The organism is Cytobacillus oceanisediminis 2691 (genome assembly GCF_000294775.2).
GTDB classification, from domain to species: Bacteria; Bacillota; Bacilli; order Bacillales; family Cytobacillaceae; genus Cytobacillus; species Cytobacillus pseudoceanisediminis.
In genome coordinates this window covers 105,153-127,691 of the sequence record NZ_CP015506.1, presented here as the reverse complement: position 1 = coordinate 127,691, position 22,539 = coordinate 105,153, and the positions used below count along the sequence as shown (strand labels likewise).

20 protein-coding genes, 2 rRNA genes and 1 other annotated feature are annotated in these 22,539 nt (G+C 45.4%); all 22 genes read right to left on the bottom strand.

Annotated features, from left to right (window positions below; genetic code table 11):
* Nucleotides 1-224 precede the first annotated feature (224 nt).
* Complete coding sequence (gene rplK / locus A361_RS00670; protein WP_009336545.1) at nucleotides 225-650, bottom strand: 50S ribosomal protein L11; 426 nt, start codon at nucleotides 648-650, stop codon at nucleotides 225-227.
* A 209-nt stretch (nucleotides 651-859) separates the two neighbouring features.
* Nucleotides 860-1,393 carry a transcription termination/antitermination protein NusG gene (gene nusG, locus A361_RS00665; protein ID WP_009336543.1) on the bottom strand — a complete coding sequence of 178 codons (534 nt, stop codon included), beginning with the start codon at nucleotides 1,391-1,393 and terminating at the stop codon, nucleotides 860-862.
* Between the two features lie 132 nt (nucleotides 1,394-1,525).
* On the bottom strand, nucleotides 1,526-1,708 hold the full coding sequence (gene secE / locus A361_RS00660) for a preprotein translocase subunit SecE (RefSeq protein ID WP_009336541.1): 183 nt from the start codon (nucleotides 1,706-1,708) through the stop codon (nucleotides 1,526-1,528).
* Between the two features lie 135 nt (nucleotides 1,709-1,843).
* Nucleotides 1,844-1,987 carry a 50S ribosomal protein L33 gene (gene rpmG / locus A361_RS00655; protein WP_009336538.1) on the bottom strand — a complete coding sequence of 48 codons (144 nt, stop codon included), beginning with the start codon at nucleotides 1,985-1,987 and terminating at the stop codon, nucleotides 1,844-1,846.
* Between the two features lie 99 nt (nucleotides 1,988-2,086).
* The gene (sigH, locus tag A361_RS00650) at nucleotides 2,087-2,743 is read right to left on the bottom strand and encodes an RNA polymerase sporulation sigma factor SigH (protein WP_009336536.1); all 657 of its coding nucleotides are present in this window, start codon (nucleotides 2,741-2,743) and stop codon (nucleotides 2,087-2,089) included.
* A 70-nt stretch (nucleotides 2,744-2,813) separates the two neighbouring features.
* Nucleotides 2,814-3,323 (bottom strand): NYN domain-containing protein, encoded by a 510-nt coding sequence (locus A361_RS00645; protein ID WP_009336534.1) that lies wholly within the window; start codon nucleotides 3,321-3,323, stop codon nucleotides 2,814-2,816.
* A gap of 2 nt (nucleotides 3,324-3,325) precedes the next feature.
* Nucleotides 3,326-4,069: a 23S rRNA (guanosine(2251)-2'-O)-methyltransferase RlmB gene (gene rlmB, locus A361_RS00640; RefSeq protein WP_009336532.1), complete on the bottom strand. Its 744-nt coding sequence runs from the start codon at nucleotides 4,067-4,069 to the stop codon at nucleotides 3,326-3,328.
* Nucleotides 4,066-4,491: a Mini-ribonuclease 3 gene (locus A361_RS00635; protein WP_019382778.1), complete on the bottom strand. Its 426-nt coding sequence runs from the start codon at nucleotides 4,489-4,491 to the stop codon at nucleotides 4,066-4,068. Before A361_RS00635 ends, rlmB begins: the two co-directional genes overlap by 4 nt.
* 3 nt (nucleotides 4,492-4,494) lie before the next feature.
* Nucleotides 4,495-5,898, bottom strand: a complete 1,404-nt coding sequence (cysS, locus tag A361_RS00630; RefSeq protein ID WP_009336528.1) for a cysteine--tRNA ligase — start codon at nucleotides 5,896-5,898, stop codon at nucleotides 4,495-4,497.
* On the bottom strand, nucleotides 5,879-6,547 hold the full coding sequence (gene cysE / locus A361_RS00625; protein WP_009336526.1) for a serine O-acetyltransferase: 669 nt from the start codon (nucleotides 6,545-6,547) through the stop codon (nucleotides 5,879-5,881). The genes cysS and cysE overlap by 20 nt, the downstream gene beginning before the upstream one ends.
* A gap of 127 nt (nucleotides 6,548-6,674) precedes the next feature.
* Nucleotides 6,675-6,903, bottom strand: a binding site (T-box leader).
* A 43-nt stretch (nucleotides 6,904-6,946) separates the two neighbouring features.
* A complete protein-coding gene (gene gltX / locus A361_RS00620) occupies nucleotides 6,947-8,404 on the bottom strand; it encodes a glutamate--tRNA ligase (protein ID WP_019382777.1) in 1,458 nt (485 codons plus the stop codon).
* Between the two features lie 278 nt (nucleotides 8,405-8,682).
* Complete coding sequence (gene ispF, locus A361_RS00615; protein ID WP_009336523.1) at nucleotides 8,683-9,168, bottom strand: 2-C-methyl-D-erythritol 2,4-cyclodiphosphate synthase; 486 nt, start codon at nucleotides 9,166-9,168, stop codon at nucleotides 8,683-8,685.
* A gap of 13 nt (nucleotides 9,169-9,181) precedes the next feature.
* Entirely contained in the window at nucleotides 9,182-9,868 is a 687-nt protein-coding gene (gene ispD, locus A361_RS00610) for a 2-C-methyl-D-erythritol 4-phosphate cytidylyltransferase (protein ID WP_019382776.1), read from the bottom strand.
* 85 nt (nucleotides 9,869-9,953) lie between these two features.
* Entirely contained in the window at nucleotides 9,954-11,042 is a 1,089-nt protein-coding gene (locus A361_RS00605) for a PIN/TRAM domain-containing protein (protein ID WP_019382775.1), read from the bottom strand.
* Between the two features lie 227 nt (nucleotides 11,043-11,269).
* Entirely contained in the window at nucleotides 11,270-12,343 is a 1,074-nt protein-coding gene (gene disA, locus A361_RS00600) for a DNA integrity scanning diadenylate cyclase DisA (RefSeq protein WP_009336517.1), read from the bottom strand.
* A gap of 2 nt (nucleotides 12,344-12,345) precedes the next feature.
* On the bottom strand, nucleotides 12,346-13,725 hold the full coding sequence (radA, locus tag A361_RS00595) for a DNA repair protein RadA (protein WP_009336516.1): 1,380 nt from the start codon (nucleotides 13,723-13,725) through the stop codon (nucleotides 12,346-12,348).
* Between the two features lie 313 nt (nucleotides 13,726-14,038).
* Nucleotides 14,039-16,489 (bottom strand): ATP-dependent protease ATP-binding subunit ClpC, encoded by a 2,451-nt coding sequence (clpC, locus tag A361_RS00590; RefSeq protein ID WP_009336514.1) that lies wholly within the window; start codon nucleotides 16,487-16,489, stop codon nucleotides 14,039-14,041.
* Nucleotides 16,490-16,493: 4 nt separating this feature from the next.
* On the bottom strand, nucleotides 16,494-17,573 hold the full coding sequence (locus A361_RS00585; protein ID WP_009336512.1) for a protein arginine kinase: 1,080 nt from the start codon (nucleotides 17,571-17,573) through the stop codon (nucleotides 16,494-16,496).
* Nucleotides 17,574-17,575: 2 nt separating this feature from the next.
* On the bottom strand, nucleotides 17,576-18,124 hold the full coding sequence (locus tag A361_RS00580; RefSeq protein WP_009336510.1) for a UvrB/UvrC motif-containing protein: 549 nt from the start codon (nucleotides 18,122-18,124) through the stop codon (nucleotides 17,576-17,578).
* Nucleotides 18,125-18,147: 23 nt separating this feature from the next.
* Nucleotides 18,148-18,609, bottom strand: a complete 462-nt coding sequence (locus tag A361_RS00575; protein WP_009336509.1) for a CtsR family transcriptional regulator — start codon at nucleotides 18,607-18,609, stop codon at nucleotides 18,148-18,150.
* A gap of 509 nt (nucleotides 18,610-19,118) precedes the next feature.
* Nucleotides 19,119-19,235 (bottom strand): 5S ribosomal RNA (gene rrf / locus A361_RS00570).
* Between the two features lie 203 nt (nucleotides 19,236-19,438).
* Nucleotides 19,439-22,374 (bottom strand): 23S ribosomal RNA (locus A361_RS00565).
* Nucleotides 22,375-22,539: the final 165 nt, after the last annotated feature.

Sequence of the window (22,539 nt, the reverse complement as noted above, 5' to 3'; positions counted from 1 at the left end):
AGGCGCCTCGGTCAGCCCCGACAAGCATAAGACGAGCCTCACTGAAAGGTGATCTTTACCTTTCCGGGAGGATTAGCTTATGACTCGAGGGGCTAGGCGCCGCAGCTAGACACTAAAAGCGGAGGCGCCTCGGTCAAAGGCGCCTGCTCTAGACAGAACAAAGGTTGCGAGTGAAACAAAATTCAGCGTCGCAACCTCATCCCTAAATCTGCTTCGTGCATGGATTAGTCCTCGATAACGATACCCATGCTGCGTGCAGTACCTTCAACCATACGCATTGCAGCTTCTACACTAGCAGCGTTTAGATCAGGCATCTTTGTTTCAGCAATCTCGCGTACCTTGTCACGCTTGACTGTTGCTACTTTATTACGGTTTGGTTCACCAGAACCAGACTCGATTCCAGCCGCTTTCTTAAGAAGAACTGCAGCAGGAGGAGTTTTCGTAATAAATGTAAATGAACGGTCTTCAAAAACCGTGATTTCAACAGGAATGATTAAGCCAGCTTGTTCAGCTGTGCGAGCGTTAAATTCCTTACAGAATCCCATGATGTTAACACCTGCTTGACCTAGTGCCGGTCCTACTGGTGGTGCAGGGTTTGCTTTACCTGCAGGGATTTGCAGCTTTACAAGTTTGATTACTTTTTTAGCCACGAGACACACCTCCTTAAAGTCCGTGATGTGGTAATAGGGAAAATTCCCTCCCACTCAACTTATAGTCTTTATATTAAGATAAAGAACTTTTAACAATTGTCCAGTCTCTTTGTCCGAGACATACTGACCTTTGAAATATTATCACTTTTCAAAGGCAATTTCAAGTTTTTTTACAAAGATATATAAAAGTACTTTCAGCAGACTGCTTCTTACAGTTTTTCAATCTGTGAAAAATCTAATTCAACCGGAGTGTCACGGCCAAACATGTTGACAAGCACTTTAATCTTCGCCTTATCTTTATCAATATCTTCAATGGTGCCTGTGAAGTTCGCAAACGGACCTTCTTTCACCTGAACTGTTTCACCGATCTCAAAGTTGATATCAAAGCGTGCTTCTTCAACACCCATATGCTTAAGGATGTTCGTAACTTCTTCCGGCAATAGTGGAGTCGGCTTTGAGCCAGAACCTGCTGAACCTACGAATCCAGTTACACCCGGAGTATTTCTTACTACATACCAGGAATCATCCGTCATCACGATTTCTACTAGTACATAACCAGGGAAGACTTTGCGCTTCACTACTTTTTTCTTGCCGTTTTTCAATTCTGTTTCTTCTTCTTCCGGAACTACCACGCGGAAGATCTTATCTTGCATACCCATTGATTCAACACGTTTCTCCAGATTGGCTTTGACTTTATTTTCATAGCCGGAGTACGTGTGAACAACATACCAATTCTTTTCCATTTACGAGGACTTGTTCGTCCTTCCCTCCCTGTATTCAACAATTTATTATTTTTGACCAAATTAAAAAACCCGTTTCCGGGCTTTGCAAATGTTTCCTGTGTTATTCTCCATTATACCATGGAAACTCAGGGGTTATTCAAGAATTAAACGAATCAATTCAGAAATTCCCAGGTCAATCACCGCAAAAAACAGAGCGAAGAACGTAACCGTAGCAAGAACGGTAACAGTATAGTTTGTCAGCTCTTTGCGTTTAGGCCAGCTGACCTTTTTCATTTCCCGGCCAACTTCACGGAAAAAATTCACGATGCGCTGCATTTCGTAACCCCCAACTTTCAAGAGATGTACCCTTTAACAAGAAGCGAAAGCGGCTTCAAAATCAGACCAATCTTCCAGTCTGCATAAAACGCTCAGGCTTCTGCTATTAAAAGAGCAAACTTCTTATCTATATAATCACTTTGTTTCTTTATGGATCGTATGAGCGCTGCATGTGCTGCAGAACTTCTTCAGTTCCAGCCTTGCAGAATCATTTTTGCCCGCAGTGGAATAATTTCTGGAACCACATACAGAGCAAGCCAAAATTACCTTTTTAGTCATATTTCCACCTACTAAGTCACATTACGCCCTTAAAACTTTAACACGCACCCCAAAACATGTCAATAACTGCAAAAAAAGCAAGGTGTTGGGAAATTCTGTCTATAGGGAAAATTCACGCACTTCCAAATATCTTTCCAGCTTTCTTTTCACCCGCTGCAGGGCGTTGTCAATCGATTTAACATGGCGGTTCAGTTCTTCGGAAATTTCCTGATAGGACTGCCCATCCAAATAAAGGGCAAGCACCTTTCGTTCAAGGTCACTCAGAAGCTCTGACATTTTCACTTCAATGTGATCAAATTCTTCCTGGTTGATAATAAGCTCTTCAGGGTCCATAACCTTCGCCCCAGAGATTACATCCATAAGCGTCCTGTCCGATTCCTCATCATAAATGGGCTTGTCCAAAGACACATAAGAGTTCAGCGGAATATGCTTTTGGCGGGTCGCTGTCTTGATGGCGGTTATGATTTGCCTGGTGATGCACAGTTCGGCAAACGCTTTAAATGAAGACAGCTTGTCCTCTTTAAAATCGCGGATCGCCTTGTATAAGCCGATCATTCCCTCTTGTACAATATCTTCTTTATCTGCGCCAATCAAAAAATAGGATCTTGCTTTTGCCCGGACAAAATTGCGGTACTTATGAATCAGATAATCAAGGGCCTCACTCTCGCCCTTATGCACGAGCTCAACTATTTCTTCGTCCTCAAGCTGGATAAAGTCTATAAGATTTTCGTCGATTGTCTTGAAGTCAGCACTCACTAGGATCCCCCCGACCGTACAAGCATGGTTAGAAATATTATACAGCACGGATTTTTCAAGCGTCAACCGCTCATTGTCCTCCTCTGCGCCATTTTTCAAAAATTTCTGCCACTTCATCACTGAGAGGTATCTTGGATACAGGCTTTTTCTGCTGAATTTTTTTTACTTTTTTTTCGATGCTGCTTTCAATCAAATTCATTTCATTGAGCAGCTCCCTTGCTGATTTTCTTAGAGCTCCCTGGCCAAATATGACCCATTGCTCTGTGAAATCGGAGGTTGCCACATGAATTTGGGTTTTAATATTACTGAGATCAATAGCCAATTTTTCAATGCGTTCATCGGCCGTCTCATTATTTCTTGTAAAAATAACTTCGACCTTTGAATCCTTAAACTTTTTTTCCGTGCCCTTTACATAATGGGCATCAAACACGATAATCACTCTGTACCCGGAATATCCCTGGTACTCGGCCATTTTTTCAATCAGGCGGTCTCTTGCTGACGATAAATCCTTGTTTTTGAGCTCCCTGAGTTCTGGCCAAGCACCAATTATGTTGTATCCATCAACAAGAAGGATGTCCATTTCTATCCCTCAAGCGGGTGCCGTTTCCGATAAACCTCATACATGAGCAGCGCAGCAGCAACTGATGCGTTAAGGGAAGTAACATGTCCAGCCATCGGCAGGTTAATAAGAAAATCACATTTATCGCGAATCAGGCGGCCCATCCCTTTACCTTCGCTTCCAATTACAAGACCTAAAGGCATCGTTCCATCCATCTGACGGAAGTCTTGTTTCCCTTTTGCATCGGTACCGGCAATCCAGACGCCTCTTTCTTTTAATTCATCAATTGTTCTGGCCATATTCGTAACCCGGACAACCGGGATATACTCGATCGCTCCTGTTGAGGCTTTGGCTACTGTTGCCGTGAGCCCGACCGCTCTTCTCTTCGGAATAATGATCCCGTGCGCCCCGACTGCATCTGCGGTTCTCATGATGGAGCCAAGATTATGGGGATCTTCTATCTCATCCAGCAGCAAGAAGAAAGCTGCTTCATTTTTCTTTTCTGCAGCAGCAAACAAATCGTCGATTTCTGCATATTGATAAGCAGCAACCTGTGCAATAACACCCTGATGATTCCCCTCTGCCATCCCATCTATTTTTTTCTTGGGAACGAACTGGACCAGTACCCCGGCGGACTTCGCCAAACCGATTACCTGCTGCATCTGCCCGCTTTGCGAACCTTCTGCAATGAATATCTTATTAATATCCCTCTCTGACTTTAATGCTTCAATAACGGGATTTTTCCCGATGATAAAATCCTGGCTCACTTTGCCGCTCCTCCTTTCCTTTTCTCAACTAAATGTATGGATTCCAGAATCAGCTCTTCCATCCGCTCCTGTCTTTTCGACAAAAACAGATATCCGATAAGAGATTCAAAAGCTGTGCTGTATCTGTATGTTTGGACATCTGTATTTTTCGGCACCGATCCGGACTTTGCATTTCGCCCCCTGCGGACTACTGCCAGTTCTTCCTCCGTCAGCCGTTCAGAGTCAATTAATTCATGAATGATTATGGACTGGGCTTTTGCAGAAACATATCGGGTTGCCTCCTTATGGAGAAAATGGGGCCGAACCCGTCCATTCTGAAGGAGATGGTGGCGTATATAGGTTTCAAATACCGCATCCCCCATATACGCCAAGGCAAGACTATTCAATTGTTTTTCATCTATTTTGTTTTCATAGTGAAGCATTGCTTAGCCTCTTTTCCATCTGATTCCCTGCGGTGTATCTTCAAGGATAATATTCATCTCTTTCAGCTGATCGCGGATTTTGTCTGCCAGTTCGAAATTACGCTCTTTTCTGGCCTGCTGCCTCTGCTCAATCAGCTGTTCGATTTCCTCATCCAGAAGGTCAGCATTTGTTTCTTCAAGAGAAAGGCCCAATACGTCAAACAGCGTTTCGAATTCTTTCGTGAAAGCATCAATCACTTCAACAGCTGTGTTTTTCTCCATCAGATAATAATTCGCAAGCTTAGACAGTTCGAACAAAATAGATACGGCATTGGCTGTATTGAAATCATCATCCATATCTTGAATGAACTGTTCATGTAGAGAGGTTATTTTATCCAGCCACTCCTGATTATTATCAGTCAGGTTCACACTTGCTTCTTTGCGATGCTGCAAATTGTGATAAGACGTTTTAATGCGCTCGAGCCCTGTACGGGTATTTTCAAGAAGCTCATCACTGTAGTTAATCGGATGTCTGTAATGTACGGACAGCATGAAAAATCTTAGAACCTGCGGGTCATGCTTTTGGATAATGTCATGAACCAGGACGAAATTCCCCAGTGATTTAGACATTTTTTCGTTGTCGATATTAATATAGCCATTGTGCATCCAATAGCGGGCAAACGTTTTGCCTGTCAATGCTTCCGATTGGGCGATCTCATTTTCATGATGCGGGAAAGACAGATCCTGTCCGCCGGCATGAATATCAATTGTGTCCCCGAGGTATTTCCTTGCCATAGCCGAGCACTCAATATGCCACCCCGGCCTTCCCTGTCCCCAAGGGCTCTCCCACGCGATTTCCCCTTCCTTCGCTGCTTTCCAAAGAACAAAGTCGAGAGAATCCTGTTTCTTTTCGCCGACCGCAATGCGGGCACCGACCCGCAACTCATCAATGGACTGATGGGACAGTTTTCCGTACTCATCGAACTTACGGGTATGGTAATAAACATCCCCTTCTGATTCATACGCGAAGCCTTTATCAATCAATGTCTGGATAAACTCAATAATGATATCGATGCTTTCTGTCACTCTCGGGTGGACATCAGCCTTTCTGCAGCCCAGTGCAGAAACGTCTTCGAAGTAGGCATTAATGAATCGTTCCGCGATGCTTGGAACATCCGTTCCCAGTTCATTGGCTACGCGGATCAGCTTATCATCCACATCAGTAAAATTGGATACATACTGAACATCGAAGCCGCGGAATTCAAGATATCTGCGCACAGTATCAAATACAATTGGCGGGCGCGCATTCCCTATATGGATATAGTTATAAACGGTAGGACCGCACACATACATTTTCACTTTTCCCTCTTCTATGGGAATAAAATCTTCTTTTTGACGAGTAAGTGTATTATAGATTTGAATGGCCATGAATCTGGCTCCTTTCTTTCCTCAGCGTTTCGACTTCGCCTTTTAATTCCTGCAGCTCCTTCTCCAATTCCTTAAACCGGTCTGCAATTGGATCGGGAAGATCACAATGATTTAAATCCTTGCTAATTTTTACTCCATCCCGGACTTTCACTCTTCCAGGAATGCCGACTACGGTTGAATTGGGCGGAACCTCATGAAGGACAACAGAGCCTGCCCCTATCTTAGAATTCTCTCCAATAGTAATGGAACCCAAAACCTTCGCACCAGTCGCGATCAGCGCGTTGTCCTTAATTGTAGGATGCCGCTTGCCTTTTTCCTTTCCGGTTCCCCCAAGTGTCACACCCTGGAAAACAGTTACATTATCACCGATTTCACAAGTTTCCCCGATGACAACCCCCATGCCATGGTCGATAAAAAAGCGTCTGCCGATCTTAGCTCCAGGGTGAATTTCAATTCCTGTGAAAAAGCGGCTGACCTGGGAAACAACTCTTGCAAGAAAATAAAACTTCCTTTTAAAAAGTGCGTGGGCTATGCGATGCGACCAGACAGCATGCAATCCTGAGTATGTTAATACTACTTCCAAATAACTTCTTGCTGCCGGATCCTGTTCAAATACCACTTCGATATCTTCCTTCATTCTTGCAAACATTGTTCATTTCCCCTCCCGACATAGATCTCGATCTCTTTTTTTATTTTTCTAAAGCTTTTCCCCTATAATATTTCTCCGCCCATAAAAGTAGGTTTTAAAATATAAAAAAGCGCCTCTGCCACAATCGGACAGAGACGCTTTATGCGCGGTTCCACTCTGTTTAGGCTTCAGAAGCCTCAACTTTAACTTGTTAACGGATAAGTTCCGCTCAAATCTACTAGGAAACATGGGCATCCGTTCAAATTGAGGCTCTGAGGCGCACTTCGGAAAAAGGAGAGGCTTAAACCACTTTCAGCCGGTGATGGTTCTCTCTAAAAAGCATCTTTTTTCTTACTTTTCCTCTTCAACACTTTTCGATATAGAATTTACTTAATACTATATTACATTTTCTCCAAGATGTTAACCAATAATGCTCATTAATCGAGTTTTTACTTTTTCTTTTCCTAAAAGCTCGATGGCCTGCGGCAGATCAGGCCCATGGGTTTGGCCAGTAGTAGCTGAACGGATTGGCATGAACAGTTTCTTGCCCTTGTGGCCTGTTGATTTTTGCACAGCCTTCATGGCCGCTTTAATTTCATCCGCTTTGAACTCTGACATATTATCAATTTCCTGCAGGAAAGCAGACAGCACTTCAGGAACCTGCTCTTCAGCCAGAACTTCCTTCGCTTCTTCATCAACTGTCATTTCTTCTGTAAAGAACAGTTCTGAAAGCTCAGCAATTTGAGCGCCATAGCTCATTTTTTCCTGATAAAGAGTGATCAGGCTTCTAACCCAATCTTCATTTTCCTGCTTCCAGTTTTCACTGATCTTACCTGCCTTTACCAGGTGAGGGGCTGAAATGGCCACCAGACGGTCTTGATCAAGCTTCTTCATGTACTGGTTATTCATCCACTCAAGCTTCTGCTTATCGAAAAGGGCAGGAGATTTTGATAATCTGCTTTCATCAAAAATATCAATGAATTCTTCTTTGGAGAAGATTTCTTCATCGCCTGCAGGAGACCAGCCAAGCAGAGCAATAAAGTTAAAGAGCGCTTCCGGCAGATAGCCGAGCTCTTCATACTGCTCAATGAACTGGATAATTGTCTCGTCCCGCTTGCTCAGTTTTTTGCGGCTTTCATTGACAATCAGCGTCATATGGCCAAACGTCGGAATGTCCCAGCCTAATGCTTCGTATATCATCTGCTGCTTAGGCGTATTGGAGATATGGTCATCTCCGCGCAGGACATGAGAAATTTTCATAAGGTGGTCATCCACTGCTACGGCAAAGTTATAAGTAGGAGTGCCATCCTTTTTGACAATGACAAAATCGCCAAAGCCTTCAGATTCGAATGACACTTCGCCTTTTACCATGTCATTGAATGTCAATTCCCTGCCTTTTGGCACTAAGAAGCGGATGCTTGGCTTTCTGCCTTCTGCTTCCAGTGCAGCTCTTTCATCCTCTGTCAGATGACGGCATTTTCCTGAGTAAGCAGGAGTATCGCCTTTTGCAGATTGAGCTTCTCGCTCTGCTTCCAGTTCCTCTTCTGTACAATAGCATTTATAGGCATGCCCTTTGTCGAGCAATTCCATGTAGTATGTTTCATAGATATGATTTCTTTCAGATTGGCGGTATGGGCCAAATTCGCCTTCCTGGTCGATGCTCTCGTCCCAATCCATGCCAAGCCATTTTAAATAGTGAAGCTGGCTTTCTTCGCCGCCTTCAATATTCCTTTTCTTATCTGTATCCTCAATGCGGATGATGAATTTCCCGCCTTTGCTTCTTGCAAACAAATAGTTGAAAAGCGCCGTTCTTGCATTTCCGATATGCAAATGTCCAGTCGGACTCGGAGCATAGCGGACGCGGATTTCATTTGACATACTAATTGCCTCCTTAAAATCTTAACGATAAAGTGAAACTCAATCAGTGGTACAACTATGGGGATTTGTTGCTGATACAAACGATAGAACACTTATTTGCTCATTTAGCCAGCTTTCCCGCTACTGATTGCTGGTTGAACCAATCGGGCCTATACGGGCAGTTTGACTCCCGCGTATCTCCCTTGGAATCCTTTGAGTCCAAAATCGGGAGTCTTACTGCCCATTAGACTGCAATAAGCTATATTTTAACACTCAGGTTTTTCTTCTGAAAGGTAATTTTACTGGCTCTCTTTCTTTTTCAGCAAAACAGCGGCCTGGGAGGCGATTCCCTCCCCCCGTCCTGTAAATCCAAGCTTTTCTGTAGTTGTTGCTTTCACATTAATATTTTCTTTCCCGGTTTCCAGAAGCTCTGCAATCCGCTCCTGCATTTTCCCGATATGAGGAGCCATTTTCGGCTTCTGGGCAATGATGGTGCAGTCTGCATTAACCAGCTCATACCCTTTTTCTTTTACGATTCCCCACACATGCGCGAGCAGCTTCGCAGAATCGGCATCCTTGAATTCAGGATCAGTATCAGGAAAATGCCGACCAATGTCTCCTTCTCCAATTGCTCCAAGGCAGGCATCGGCCACTGTATGCAGCAGGACATCTGCATCTGAATGCCCCAGCAGCCCTTTCTCATATGGTATTTCAATACCCCCGATAATCAGCGGGCGCCCTTCTGCAAACTGATGAACATCAAAACCTTGTCCAATCCGAAACATTATACAATCTCCTTTATATATGACTTCTTTTCTTTATAATTGCTTCCGCAAAATAAATATCTTCTGGTGTAGTCAGCTTAATATTATCGTAACTTCCTTGAACAATCACCACTTCATTGCCTAAACGCTCCACAAGGCTGGCATCATCTGTTCCCAGGAAGCCGTCTTCCTCGGCCTTGCGGTGTGCCTCAAGCAGGGAAGAAACACGAAAGGCCTGTGGAGTTTGAACAGCCCACAGGCAGGAACGTTCAAGTGTTTCTGTAATTAAATTTCCGTCAGCTTTTTTAACTGTATCCTTCAGCGGTACTGCAAGAACAGCAGCTCCTTTTTCCCATGCTGCTTTCACCAGCGGCTGCAGTAAATCCCGGGTAATAAAAGGGCGGGCAGCGTCATGAACCAGCACCACTTGCTCACCCGAAGCCGCCTTGGCCGCATTATAGACGCTATGCTGCCTTTCCTGCCCGCCTTCTGCCATAGCGGCCACTTTTGTAATCTGATGCTCTTTTAACAGAATGCGTATTTCTTCCTCATCCTGAGGATTGATTGCCAGATAAATGCCCGTGCATTCCGGGTCACTTTCAAAAACTCTTAACGTATGTATAAACACAGGGACATTCCCGATTTCCAGGAGAAGCTTATTCTTTCCGGCTCCCATTCTTTTCCCCTGCCCGGCCGCCGGGAGAATCACTTGATAATTCATATTATGGCTCCTATCTTTTAAAAAAGCAGGAAAAAGGCAGGGAAAGCAATCTCCCTGCACATTCTGTCCTACTTTCTATCATACATTATAAAGCTTTTTCCAGAAGCTTAGGTTTTGCAAAGATCATTCGTCCGGCTGATGTCTGCAGAACACTTGTGACAAGAACATCGATATGTTTGCCAATATAATTTCTGCCTTCTTCCACTACAATCATCGTGCCGTCGTCCAGATAAGCAATTCCCTGATTCTGTTCCTTGCCGTCCTTAATAACCTGTACCTTCATTTCTTCGCCTGGAAGCACAACCGGTTTGACGGCATTTGCCAGGTCATTAATATTGAGGACTGCCACTTTTTGCAGTTCACATACCTTGTTTAAGTTAAAGTCATTGGTCACAACGACGCCATTCGTCAGCTTAGCCAGCTTCACGAGCTTGCTGTCCACCTCTTGGATTTCTTCAAAATCGCCTTCATAGATTTCCACATTAATCGAAAGCTCTTTTTGGATCCGATTCAGTATATCCAGACCCCGTCTGCCACGGTTGCGCTTTAATACATCTGAAGAATCAGCAATGTGCTGAAGCTCTTCGAGTACAAACTGAGGAATGACAATCGTACCTTCCAGAAAGCCCGTCTGACAGATATCAGCAATGCGTCCATCGATAATAACGCTGGTATCAAGAATCTTGAGTGAGTTTTTGGGTGCAGCTTCAGGTTCGGGTTCTTCTTCACTGCTCTTCTTTTTCTTGCTTGAAATTAAACTTAAAAGCTCATCCCGCTTTTTAAAGCCCACCTGAAATCCTAGATAGCCGAACAGGAGCGTCAGAACAATCGGAGCAACGGTATTCAGAATCGGGACCTCAATCGCATTTAGTGCATATCCGATTAAAAAGGCAATGACTAATCCAAAAACCAGGCCGACACTTCCAAAAATAATATCTGTTATAGGTACTTTTACCAGTGATTCTTCTGCCCATCTCACGAAATTGACGACATGATCAACCGCCCAAAAAGTTAAAAGATAAAAAATAATAGCACCTAAAATGGCGGACACATATGGATTATTTAAAAGAGGAATGTCATCTAAACTGATTAATTTTAATAAGTCAGGAATCAAAAATATACCCAGCGTTACCCCGATAATAAGGAAGCATGCCTGTACAATACGTTTTAACATTCCGTCACCTCCTTTTAATCATTATAAACAAATTCACAAAATTGAAACCCTGAATCCGGGGGATTTTCAATTTTTCCCTAATAATTATTTCACGATAGTAAAAAAACGTCTTTATACTGCTTAAATTTTTACTTCTACACACTTTAAGGGTAGCACCATTGGCAATAAACTGTCAAATAATTAACTTATCATTTTAGCATAACTAATTACATAGTTCAATGGTCTCTTTATAGCTGACGGTCCGCAAAAACCTGCTCTTTTATGAGCTTAAGTCCTTCTTTAATTTTTCTGGCCCTTACCTCTCCGATTCCTTCTACCTCATCGAGCTCCTCTACTGTCGCCGTGATGATATTCGGAAATTCTTCAAACCGGTTAATCAGATTGTCGATAATAATCGGCGGAAGGCGGGGAACTTTATTCAGCATGCGGTAGCCGCGGGGGCATTTGAATTCTTCCGTATGAATATACCCATTGTAGCCAAGAAGCTTAAGAATGACAGAATCTTCGAGCATTTCCCCTTTTGATAGCTCCTGAAGCTTAACAATTGCATCCCTTGAGTCGATGTCCCTGGATTGAGCATAGTCTTTTATAATCCATTCTGCTTCTCGTTCAAGCTCCATCAGCAGCTCATTCATCTGGAGCCGAATCAGCCTTCCTTCAGTACCCAGTTCACTTAAGTAGGTGAGCAGTTCATTTTTAATGCGCAGAACCATTTCGATATTATGAAAAACATGCAGGATGTCACTGTATGTAACAAGCTCTTCAAATTCCAGGATGCTAAGGTTGCCGATGCTCTGTTCAAGAACGACCTTATACTTTTCAAGAGTCTGCACGGCTACATTCGCCTTAGTTAAAATGACGCCAATATCACGCAGGGCATAGCGTGAATGGCCTTTATAAAGGGTAATGACATTTCGTCTCTGGGAAATGGCAATCACTAATGCGCCTGTTTGCCTGGCAACCCGCTCAGCCGTCCGGTGCCGCATGCCCGTTTCGGTTGAAGGTACACCAGGATCGGGAGCCAGCTGAGCATTAGCAATGAGAATCTTGTTCCCTTCTTCATTTAAAATAATGGCTCCATCCATCTTGGCCAGTTCATACAAATAGCTTGGCGAAAATGGGCAATTGATTTGGAACCCGCCATCAACAAGGTTACTCAACTTTTCCTTTGATCCCAATACAATCAGCCCGCCTGTATTAGCGCGAAGAACATTATCAATCCCTTCCCTGATAGGCGTACCCGGAGCCATGAACCGAAGGATTTCACTCATCGTTTTTTCGCCCATTTTTTTAGTCTCCATCTTTATCCCCCTAACGCAGCCTTAAGAGCTTCACCGACCGAACTTACTCCGATTAGTTCAATTCCTCCCGGTGCGCTCCAGCCGCCAAGATTGTTCGCCGGCAGGATAACCCGCTCAAAACCCAGCTTGGCTGCCTCCTGCACTCTTTGTTCTATTCTTGATACTCTCCTGACCTCTCCTGTGAGTCCTACTTCTCCGATGATGCAGTCTGTTGCCTTTGTTGGCTTATCCCGAAAGCTTGACGCAATACTCACAGCAATGGCCAGATCAATAGCCGGTTCATCAAGCTTCACTCCGCCAGCCACTTTTAAGTATGCATCCTGATTTTGCAGGAGCATCCCGACCCGTTTTTCCAAAACCGCCATCAGGAGCGGAACCCGGTTATGATCAATTCCTGTCGCCATTCGTCTTGGATTTCCAAAGCTTGTTGGAGAAATCAGCGCCTGAATTTCAACCAGGACTGGCCTCGTTCCTTCCATAGAAGCAACTACTGTTGAACCGGCAGCTCCCTGTGACCGCTCTTCCAGGAAAATTTCTGACGGGTTAGCCACTTCCTCAAGCCCAAATTCCTTCATTTCAAAAATGCCCATCTCGTTTGTTGAGCCAAATCTGTTTTTCACTGCCCGCAGGATCCGGTATGTATGATGGCGTTCACCCTCAAAGTACAAAACCGTATCAACCATATGCTCCAGAAGTCTTGGACCGGCAATGGACCCTTCCTTTGTAACATGCCCTACGATAAAAATGGCAATTCCCTTCGTTTTGCCGATGCGCATTAGCTCAGCGGTACATTCCCGGACCTGAGAAACGCTGCCAGGCGCTGATGTCACTTCAGGATGAAAGATCGTCTGAATGGAGTCTATAATGACAAAGTCAGGACTCACTGAATCAATTGTTCTGCTGATTTCATCAAGGCTGGTTTCCGAGTAAACAAGCAGATTGTCTGAAGAAACACCTAAGCGGTCAGCACGCAGCTTCGTCTGACGCATGGATTCTTCCCCTGATATATAAAGAACAGAATGCTTCCTGTTCGCCAGCTGTGATGACACTTGAAGAAGAAGCGTTGATTTCCCGATGCCCGGATCTCCCCCAATAAGAACAAGGGAACCTCTAACGATTCCTCCCCCAAGGACACGGTTTAATTCTATTAAATCGGTATGTATGCGTGGTTCGCTGACTGTTTCAATGGATGTAATCGGTGTAGCTTTCGCCGCTATGGCAGAGCCCTGTGAATGAGCAAAAGCGCCCCTTCTCGTTGAAGCAGGCTTCTCCACCTCTTCCACCATCGTATTCCACTGTCCGCATCCCGGACATTTCCCCATCCACTTCGGTGATTCATAGCCGCATTCCTGGCACATGAATTTCGTTTTTCTTTTAGCCATACTTCTTCCCCTCTCTGTACACATTCATCCAGCCGTATTAAAGGAAATCTTAATATTACCGGCCTTGCATGAAAGAACCAGTGATGACAGAAGTACGGTTTACTTCCTATTCCCTTTTCCAACGGGTCTTAAAATGTTTTTGTCCTGATATCTCTTTCTCTCTTAAAATTAACATAAAACGGCAGAATAAACCTCTTTTAAGGCTGTAATGAAAAAATGGGCTGATAGAGTACAAAAAGGTACACGTATAACAGGGACGTGTACCTTTTTGCTGTGTAAAATCTATTGATGCTTTATTAGGGGTTCGTTAACCTTATTTCTGAAGATTTGCTGTTCCGCTTGGTTCAGCCGTTTTCACAACAAATTCTCCATCCTTTACATCGATTACCACGGATTGCCCGGTTAGGACTGTGCCCTTTAACAGCTCTTCGGATAAGCGGTCTTCAATATGCTTTTGAATAGCCCGGCGAAGCGGACGTGCACCGTACTCAGGATCATAACCCTCAACCGAGATTTTTTCTTTGGCTGCATCCGTCAATTCCAGTGTAATATCCTGTTCCTTCAATCGTTTCGTTAACGTGTCAGACATCAGCGAAACAATTTCCTGAAGATGCTTTTTCTCCAATGCATGGAAAACGATGATTTCATCGATACGATTCAGGAATTCCGGTCGGAAGGACTTTTTCATCTCCTCCATTACTTTTCCTTTCATATCTTTGTAATCCTGTTCCCCATCCTGGATGTTAAAACCAACGTATTTGTTCCGCTTAAGTGCTTCAGCACCTACATTGGATGTCATAATCAGAACGGTATTGCGGAAATCAACGGTTCTGCCCTTAGAGTCTGTTAATCTTCCGTCTTCCAATACCTGTAAAAGGATGTTGAATACATCAGGATGTGCCTTTTCAATTTCATCCAGCAGCACAACAGAATATGGCTTTCTGCGGACTTTTTCGGTTAACTGCCCGCCTTCTTCATATCCTACATAGCCCGGAGGTGAACCTACCAGACGGGATGTAGAGTGTTTCTCCATGTATTCTGACATATCGATGCGGATCATCGCATCCTCGTCACCGAACATCGCTTCTGCTAATGCACGGGCTAGCTCCGTTTTACCTACACCAGTCGGCCCAAGGAATACAAATGAGCCAATCGGGCGCTTCGGATCTTTAAGGCCTGCACGGGCACGGCGGACAGCCTTCGAAATGGCCTTAACCGCTTCTTCCTGTCCGATTACACGGGAATGAAGAATTTCTTCCAGGTTCAGAAGCTTTTCTGTTTCTGTTTGGGCCAGCTTCGATACAGGGATTCCAGTCCAGCTGGCCACAACATTGGCGATGTCCTCAACCGTCACTTCACTGTTCTCTTTGCCCTGCTTTTCTTTCCATGTTTTCTTCGTTTCTTCAAGCTGTTCGCGCAGGCGCTGCTCTGTATCTCTTAAGGAAGCCGCCTTTTCAAATTCCTGGCTTTGAACGGCAGCATCTTTCTCTTTCCTTACATCCTCGAGTTTAACCTCCAGCTCTTTCAGGTTTGGAGGGGTAGTATAAGATCGAAGTCTTACCTTCGAACCCGCTTCGTCAATTAAATCAATCGCTTTATCTGGAAGGAAGCGGTCTGAGATGTAGCGGTCTGATAGTTTTACAGCCGCTTGAATGGCTGCATCCGTAATCGTCACGCGATGGTGTGCCTCATAACGGTCACGAAGACCTTCAAGAATCTGTACTGATTCTTCCGCAGTAGGCTCATCAACCGTAATAGGCTGGAATCTTCTTTCAAGTGCCGCATCCTTTTCAATGTATTTTCTGTATTCATCAAGAGTTGTTGCACCTATGCACTGAAGTTCACCGCGTGCCAGAGAAGGCTTTAAGATGTTGGAAGCATCTATCGCCCCTTCTGCTCCGCCTGCACCTATTAATGTATGAAGCTCGTCAATGAATAAAATAATGTTTCCGGCCTGCCTGATTTCATCCATTACCTTCTTCAGGCGGTCTTCAAATTCACCGCGATACTTCGTTCCAGCTACAACTGTACCCATATCAAGCGTCATAACCCTTTTATCACGAAGAGTCTCCGGCACTTCGTTATTAATGATCTGCTGTGCCAGGCCTTCTGCAATGGCTGTTTTACCTACACCAGGCTCACCGATCAAAACCGGGTTGTTTTTCGTCCTGCGGCTTAATACTTCGATTACGCGCTGAATTTCTTTGCTTCGCCCAATAACCGGATCCAGGCTTCCTTCTCTGGCAATAGCAGTCAAGTCACGTGCCAATCCATCCAGTGTCGGTGTGTTCGCATTGGCTGCGGACCCTCCCTGATGGCTGCCGGACTCATTGCTGCCTAATAGCTGAAGCACTTGCTGACGCGCTTTATTGAGGCTGACTCCTAGGTTATTCAACACTCTCGCTGCCACGCCTTCGCCCTCGCGGATCAGGCCAAGCAGGATATGCTCTGTTCCTACATAGGAATGGCCAAGCTTTCTTGCTTCGTCCATGGAAAGTTCAATAACTTTCTTGGCACGCGGTGTATAGTGAATGGTCTGGGAAGCATCCTGCCCCCTGCCGATTAAATTCTCAACCTCTTTTTGGATCTTATCAGAGCCGAGGCCTAAAGCATACAAAGCTTTTGCAGCAATGCCTTCACCTTCGCGTACAAGCCCCAGCAGAATATGCTCTGTTCCGATGTTGTTATGTCCTAAACGGATTGCTTCCTCCTGTGCTAAAGCCAATACTTTTTGAGCTCTTTCCGTAAATCGTCCGAACATCATATTTTCATCCTCCCAACTCTTGATCTTCCATTTTTAATCTTTCCCTGATTAATGAAGCCCTGCGGATATCGCGTTCATGCGGTCTCAGCGGCCCGCCTGCATATTGCTGCAGGAATCCGGGCTGTGTCAGGATCATCAGCTCATTCAATATATTTTTTGATATGTTTTTAATGTACTTCATATCAATCCCCAGGCGAACATCAGACAAGCATTGTGCTGCTTCCTTTGATTCAATGATCCGGCTATTTGATAAAATGCCATAAGAGCGGAAGACTCTGTCTTCTAATTGTATGTTAGAAGTCTTTGCTAATGCTTCCCTTGCCGATCTTTCCTGAGAAATCAGCTGGCTGACAACGCTTTTCAGATCCTCTGCGATATCCTCTTCTGATTTTCCGAGAGTGATCTGATTTGAAACTTGAAAGATGTTACCTAAAGCTTCGCTGCCCTCCCCGTAAATTCCTCTAACAACTAAACCAAGCTGGTTAATTGCCGGAATAATCCGGTTCATTTGCTGTGTGAGAACGAGGCCCGGCAAATGCATCATAACCGATGCCCTGAGCCCTGTACCTACATTTGTGGGACAGCTTGTTAAAAAGCCAATATTTTCATCAAATGCATAATCGGCTTCTTCCTCCAGCCAATCATCAATTTCATTCGCCATACTTAAGGCTTCAGAAAGCTGAAACCCCGGAAACAGGCATTGAATCCTTATATGGTCTTCTTCATTAATCATGATGCTGACTTCTTCATTTTCAGAAAGAAGGCAGGCACCATAAGTTGAATTCTCAGCAAGATGGGGACTGATCAGATGCTTTTCCATCAGCACTCTTTTTTGAAGAGGCTGAAGGCGATCCATTAATAAAAGCTCCATTTCCCCAAGTTTCGAAAAAGAAGAATGCTCCACCCTCGCCTTTATTTTTTCAATGACTGCTTCTGCTTCTTCATTTGAAAATAAAGTGGGGAATTTATATTGCTTTATATTGCGGGCAAGCCTGATTCGTGAACTTAATACAATATCGGAATCAGGACCTTCCGCACTCATCCAGGAGCTAATAGCTTGATTCATGAAACGTTCCAGCGACAAGCTTACTCCCCTCCCTTTTGATCGGCATTGAGCTGCTTTTCCAATTTCCTTATTTCGTCCCTCAATTCTGCCGCTCTTTCAAACTCTTCTTTGGCAATCATTTCTTTTAAATTGTTTTTTAAATCATCAATATTCCTTCGCAAGTGAATGGTTCCCCCGATTCGCGCAGGAATTTTTCCGCTGTGTGAGAAATTCCCGCTGTGTAGCCTTCTAAGAATAGGGTTCAATTGATCTTTAAAGGTCTCATAGCAGTTGGCGCATCCAAAGCGGCCTACTTTAATAAACTGCTGAAAGGTGAGGGAACATTGTTCACACTGCAGGACTTTCTCCTGCTGAAAAGCGTCCTGGCCCGATTCCTGAAAGGCAGGCTGAATATTCAGAAGACCAGCAAGCAAGTTATTTATTGAAAAACCAGACCCGCTGCCCAGCATAAACATTTCACCTTTTTCCTGTGCGCATTTCTCGCAAAGATGAAACTCTGCTTTCTCGCCATTTACAACCTTTGTAAAGTGCAGCGTGGCCGGCCTTTGGTTACATTCCTGACAAATCATGACGTCACCTCTCCAGCTCACTACTATTTATATTTCAAAGTGGTTAACATTGCCTTAAGCATTCTTGCCCTCAGCTCATCCCTGAATGGAAGATCAATATACAGAACAGAGCGGTCTATAACACTAAGCATTATTTTAGCTTCCCTATGTGTTATAATCTCTTCTTCTACCAGACGGTAAATGACATTCTCTGCACTGCTCTGGGCAATCCTGCTTTGAACCAATGATATTAACTGGTCAATTAAATCAGCATGGTCATAGGACTGGACTTTCATAATCCGGATGAAGCCCCCGCCTCCCCGCTTACTTTCTACTGCATAGCCTTTCTCAATCGTGAAACGGGTGTTGATCACATAATTGATCTGAGAAGGAACACACTGGAACTTATCAGCAATTTCACTTCTTTTAATTTCCACGATTTCCCTTTCGCTCTTCTCTAAAACCTGTTTTAGATAATTTTCAATTATGTCGGATATATTCCTCACCAGGCCTCCCCCTATCTGACTTTGACTATATTTGACATTAATTATACATGATTTATGTAATTTCTTGCAATTGGCGGGTATTAATAATTTTCCCCCATTTTTTGACTTCCCAAACCTGAAAATGGAAGTTAATGTCGATAACAATATATTTTTGATTGGGCGGGTTTGTGCTTGGATGGGAGAAGTTTTTTTGGAGGCTGGGAAGTGTTTTGCGCTTGATTGCCAGATGGACAGATGATATGGTTAGCTGTCCTGGCTTGATGTTCGGTCGGAATAGAGAGATGGAATCCTGCAGAATGGCTGAATGAACCTGCTGAATGCCCTGATTCTGGATTCTATGAAGCTGCGATGCAGTTAGCGATACTTTTATCTAGCATGAATTGAGCTTTATGAAGTAAACTCACATTTAGCTCAATTTCCCACTAAAAAGCAGAGTCCAAATAAGAAATTTGTATTCAATAAATCTCCAGACATACAAAAAAGAGCACCCATCAGGTGCTCTTTCATATGCCCGGCAGCGTCCTACTCTCACAGGGGGACAGCCCCCAACTACCATCGGCGCTGAGAAGCTTAACTTCCGTGTTCGGTATGGGAACGGGTGTGACCTTCTCGCTATCGCCACCGGACTATTTGGTTGAAGAAACTTCGTTCCCTCAAAACTAGATAATGCATGAAGAAGCATTTGCCGAGTATTCACCAATGACTTGTCTAGCTTCGGCTCCTAACTTCTCGGCCGTTTCGATCCGTCCCTCCAAATCCCAAAACCAGGATTTGAATGGCCGGCTCTCCAACGTCTCTCGAAGTTGAACAGTCGCCTCCGCTTTTCGTTTTGGTTAAGTCCTCGATCGATTAGTATCAGTCAGCTCCACATGTCGCCACGCTTCCACCTCTGACCTATCAACCTGATCATCTTTCAGGGATCTTACTAGCTTGACGCTATGGGAAATCTCATCTCGAGGGGGGCTTCATGCTTAGATGCTTTCAGCACTTATCCCTTCCGCACATAGCTACCCAGCGATGCCTTTGGCAAGACAACTGGTACACCAGCGGTGCGTCCATCCCGGTCCTCTCGTACTAAGGACAGCTCCTCTCAAATTTCCTGCGCCCACGACGGATAGGGACCGAACTGTCTCACGACGTTCTGAACCCAGCTCGCGTACCGCTTTAATGGGCGAACAGCCCAACCCTTGGGACCGACTACAGCCCCAGGATGCGATGAGCCGACATCGAGGTGCCAAACCTCCCCGTCGATGTGGACTCTTGGGGGAGATAAGCCTGTTATCCCCGGGGTAGCTTTTATCCGTTGAGCGATGGCCCTTCCATGCGGAACCACCGGATCACTAAGCCCGACTTTCGTCCCTGCTCGACTTGTAGGTCTCGCAGTCAAGCTCCCTTGTGCCTTTACACTCTGCGAATGATTTCCAACCATTCTGAGGGAACCTTTGGGCGCCTCCGTTACTTTTTAGGAGGCGACCGCCCCAGTCAAACTGCCCACCTGACACTGTCTCCCGCCCCGATAAGGGGCGCGGGTTAGAATTTCAATACAGCCAGGGTAGTATCCCACCGACGCCTCCACCGAAGCTGGCGCTCCGGCTTCTCAGGCTCCTACCTATCCTGTACAAGCTGTACCAAAATTCAATATCAGGCTACAGTAAAGCTCCACGGGGTCTTTCCGTCCTGTCGCGGGTAACCTGCATCTTCACAGGTACTATAATTTCACCGAGTCTCTCGTTGAGACAGTGCCCAGATCGTTACGCCTTTCGTGCGGGTCGGAACTTACCCGACAAGGAATTTCGCTACCTTAGGACCGTTATAGTTACGGCCGCCGTTTACTGGGGCTTCGATTCAAAGCTTCGCTTGCGCTAACCTCTCCTCTTAACCTTCCAGCACCGGGCAGGCGTCAGCCCCTATACTTCGCCTTGCGGCTTCGCAGAGACCTGTGTTTTTGCTAAACAGTCGCCTGGGCCTATTCACTGCGGCTCATCAGGGCTATTCACCCTAATGAGCACCCCTTCTCCCGAAGTTACGGGGTCATTTTGCCGAGTTCCTTAACGAGAGTTCTCTCGCTCACCTTAGGATTCTCTCCTCGCCTACCTGTGTCGGTTTGCGGTACGGGCACCTTTTCCCTCGCTAGAGGCTTTTCTTGGCAGTGTGGAATCAGGAACTTCGGTACTAAATTTCCCTCGCCGTCACAGCTCAGCCTATGTGGTAACGGGATTTGCCTCGTTACCGGCCTATCTGCTTGGACACGCTAATCCAGCAGCGTGCTTACCCTATCCTCCTGCGTCCCCCCATTGCTCAAACGGTAAAGAGGTGGTACAGGAATATCAACCTGTTGTCCATCGCCTACGCTTTTCAGCCTCGGCTTAGGTCCCGACTAACCCTGAGCGGACGAGCCTTCCTCAGGAAACCTTAGGCATTCGGTGGATGGGATTCTCACCCATCTTTCGCTACTCATACCGGCATTCTCACTTCTAAGCGCTCCACCAGTCCTTGCGGTCTGGCTTCAACGCCCTTAGAACGCTCTCCTACCACTGACATCGTAAGATGTCAATCCACAGCTTCGGTGATACGTTTAGCCCCGGTACATTTTCGGCGCGGAGTCACTCGACCAGTGAGCTATTACGCACTCTTTAAATGGTGGCTGCTTCTAAGCCAACATCCTGGTTGTCTAAGCAACTCCACATCCTTTTCCACTTAACGTATACTTTGGGACCTTAGCTGGTGGTCTGGGCTGTTTCCCTCTTGACTACGGATCTTATCACTCGCAGTCTGACTCCCATGGATAAGTCTTTGGCATTCGGAGTTTGTCTGAATTCGGTAACCCGATGGGGGCCCCTAGTCCAAACAGTGCTCTACCTCCAAGACTCTTACTACATGAGGCTAGCCCTAAAGCTATTTCGGAGAGAACCAGCTATCTCCAAGTTCGATTGGAATTTCTCCGCTACCCACACCTCATCCCCGCACTTTTCAACGTGCGTGGGTTCGGGCCTCCATCCAGTGTTACCTGGACTTCACCCTGGACATGGGTAGATCACCTGGTTTCGGGTCTACGACCACATACTCATTCGCCCTATTCAGACTCGCTTTCGCTGCGGCTCCGTCTCATCAACTTAACCTCGCATGTAATCGTAACTCGCCGGTTCATTCTACAAAAGGCACGCTATCACCCATTAACGGGCTCTAACTACTTGTAGGCACACGGTTTCAGGATCTCTTTCACTCCCCTTCCGGGGTGCTTTTCACCTTTCCCTCACGGTACTGGTTCACTATCGGTCACTAGGGAGTATTTAGCCTTGGGAGATGGTCCTCCCTGCTTCCGACGGGATTTCTCGTGTCCCGCCGTACTCAGGATCCACTCTGGAGGGAACGAAGTTTCAACTACAGGGCTTTTACCTTCTCTGGCCGGCCTTTCCAGACCTGTTCATTTACCTCGTTCCTTTGTAACTCCGTGTAGAGTGTCCTACAACCCCAAGAGGCAAGCCTCTTGGTTTGGGCTAATCCCGTTTCGCTCGCCGCTACTCAGGGAATCGCGTTTGCTTTCTCTTCCTCCGGGTACTTAGATGTTTCAGTTCCCCGGGTCTGCCTTCTATACCCTATGTATTCAGGTAAAGATCCTATCCCATTACGGATAGGGGGTTTCCCCATTCGGAAATCTCCGGATCAAAGCTTACTTACAGCTCCCCGAAGCATATCGGTGTTAGTACCGTCCTTCATCGGCTCCTAGTGCCAAGGCATTCACCGTGCGCCCTTTCTAACTTAACCTACTTCGGCCGCTGATCGACTGCGGATCTCTGCGTCAGCTCTCTCGCTCCGCTCCTCACGTACTGAAGTACGCTCCGGTGCTCACTCGGTCGCTTCCTTGATCTCCTTGCCGCTCATCGTCCTCATGGTTTGTGCTCTTACTTATTTTCAAAATCAGAGAAAAAA

Bases quoted from the DNA above. Each gene is read 5' to 3' on its own strand.
- nusG (WP_009336543.1), bottom strand. From the start codon at position 1,393: ATGGAAAAGAATTGGTATGTTGTTCACACGTACTCCGGCTATGAAAAT.
- secE (WP_009336541.1), bottom strand. From the start codon at position 1,708: ATGCAGCGCATCGTGAATTTTTTCCGTGAAGTTGGCCGGGAAATGAAA.
- rpmG (WP_009336538.1), bottom strand. From the start codon at position 1,987: ATGACTAAAAAGGTAATTTTGGCTTGCTCTGTATGTGGTTCCAGAAAT.
- A361_RS00645 (WP_009336534.1), bottom strand. From the start codon at position 3,323: ATGGACATCCTTCTTGTTGATGGATACAACATAATTGGTGCTTGGCCA.
- A361_RS00635 (WP_019382778.1), bottom strand. From the start codon at position 4,491: ATGCTTCACTATGAAAACAAAATAGATGAAAAACAATTGAATAGTCTT.
- cysS (WP_009336528.1), bottom strand. From the start codon at position 5,898: ATGGCCATTCAAATCTATAATACACTTACTCGTCAAAAAGAAGATTTT.
- cysE (WP_009336526.1), bottom strand. From the start codon at position 6,547: ATGTTTGCAAGAATGAAGGAAGATATCGAAGTGGTATTTGAACAGGAT.
- gltX (WP_019382777.1), bottom strand. From the start codon at position 8,404: ATGTCAAATGAAATCCGCGTCCGCTATGCTCCGAGTCCGACTGGACAT.
- ispF (WP_009336523.1), bottom strand. From the start codon at position 9,168: ATGTTTCGGATTGGACAAGGTTTTGATGTTCATCAGTTTGCAGAAGGG.
- ispD (WP_019382776.1), bottom strand. From the start codon at position 9,868: ATGAATTATCAAGTGATTCTCCCGGCGGCCGGGCAGGGGAAAAGAATG.
- A361_RS00605 (WP_019382775.1), bottom strand. From the start codon at position 11,042: ATGTTAAAACGTATTGTACAGGCATGCTTCCTTATTATCGGGGTAACG.
- disA (WP_009336517.1), bottom strand. From the start codon at position 12,343: ATGGAGACTAAAAAAATGGGCGAAAAAACGATGAGTGAAATCCTTCGG.
- radA (WP_009336516.1), bottom strand. From the start codon at position 13,725: ATGGCTAAAAGAAAAACGAAATTCATGTGCCAGGAATGCGGCTATGAA.
- clpC (WP_009336514.1), bottom strand. From the start codon at position 16,489: ATGATGTTCGGACGATTTACGGAAAGAGCTCAAAAAGTATTGGCTTTA.
- A361_RS00580 (WP_009336510.1), bottom strand. From the start codon at position 18,124: ATGATTTGTCAGGAATGTAACCAAAGGCCGGCCACGCTGCACTTTACA.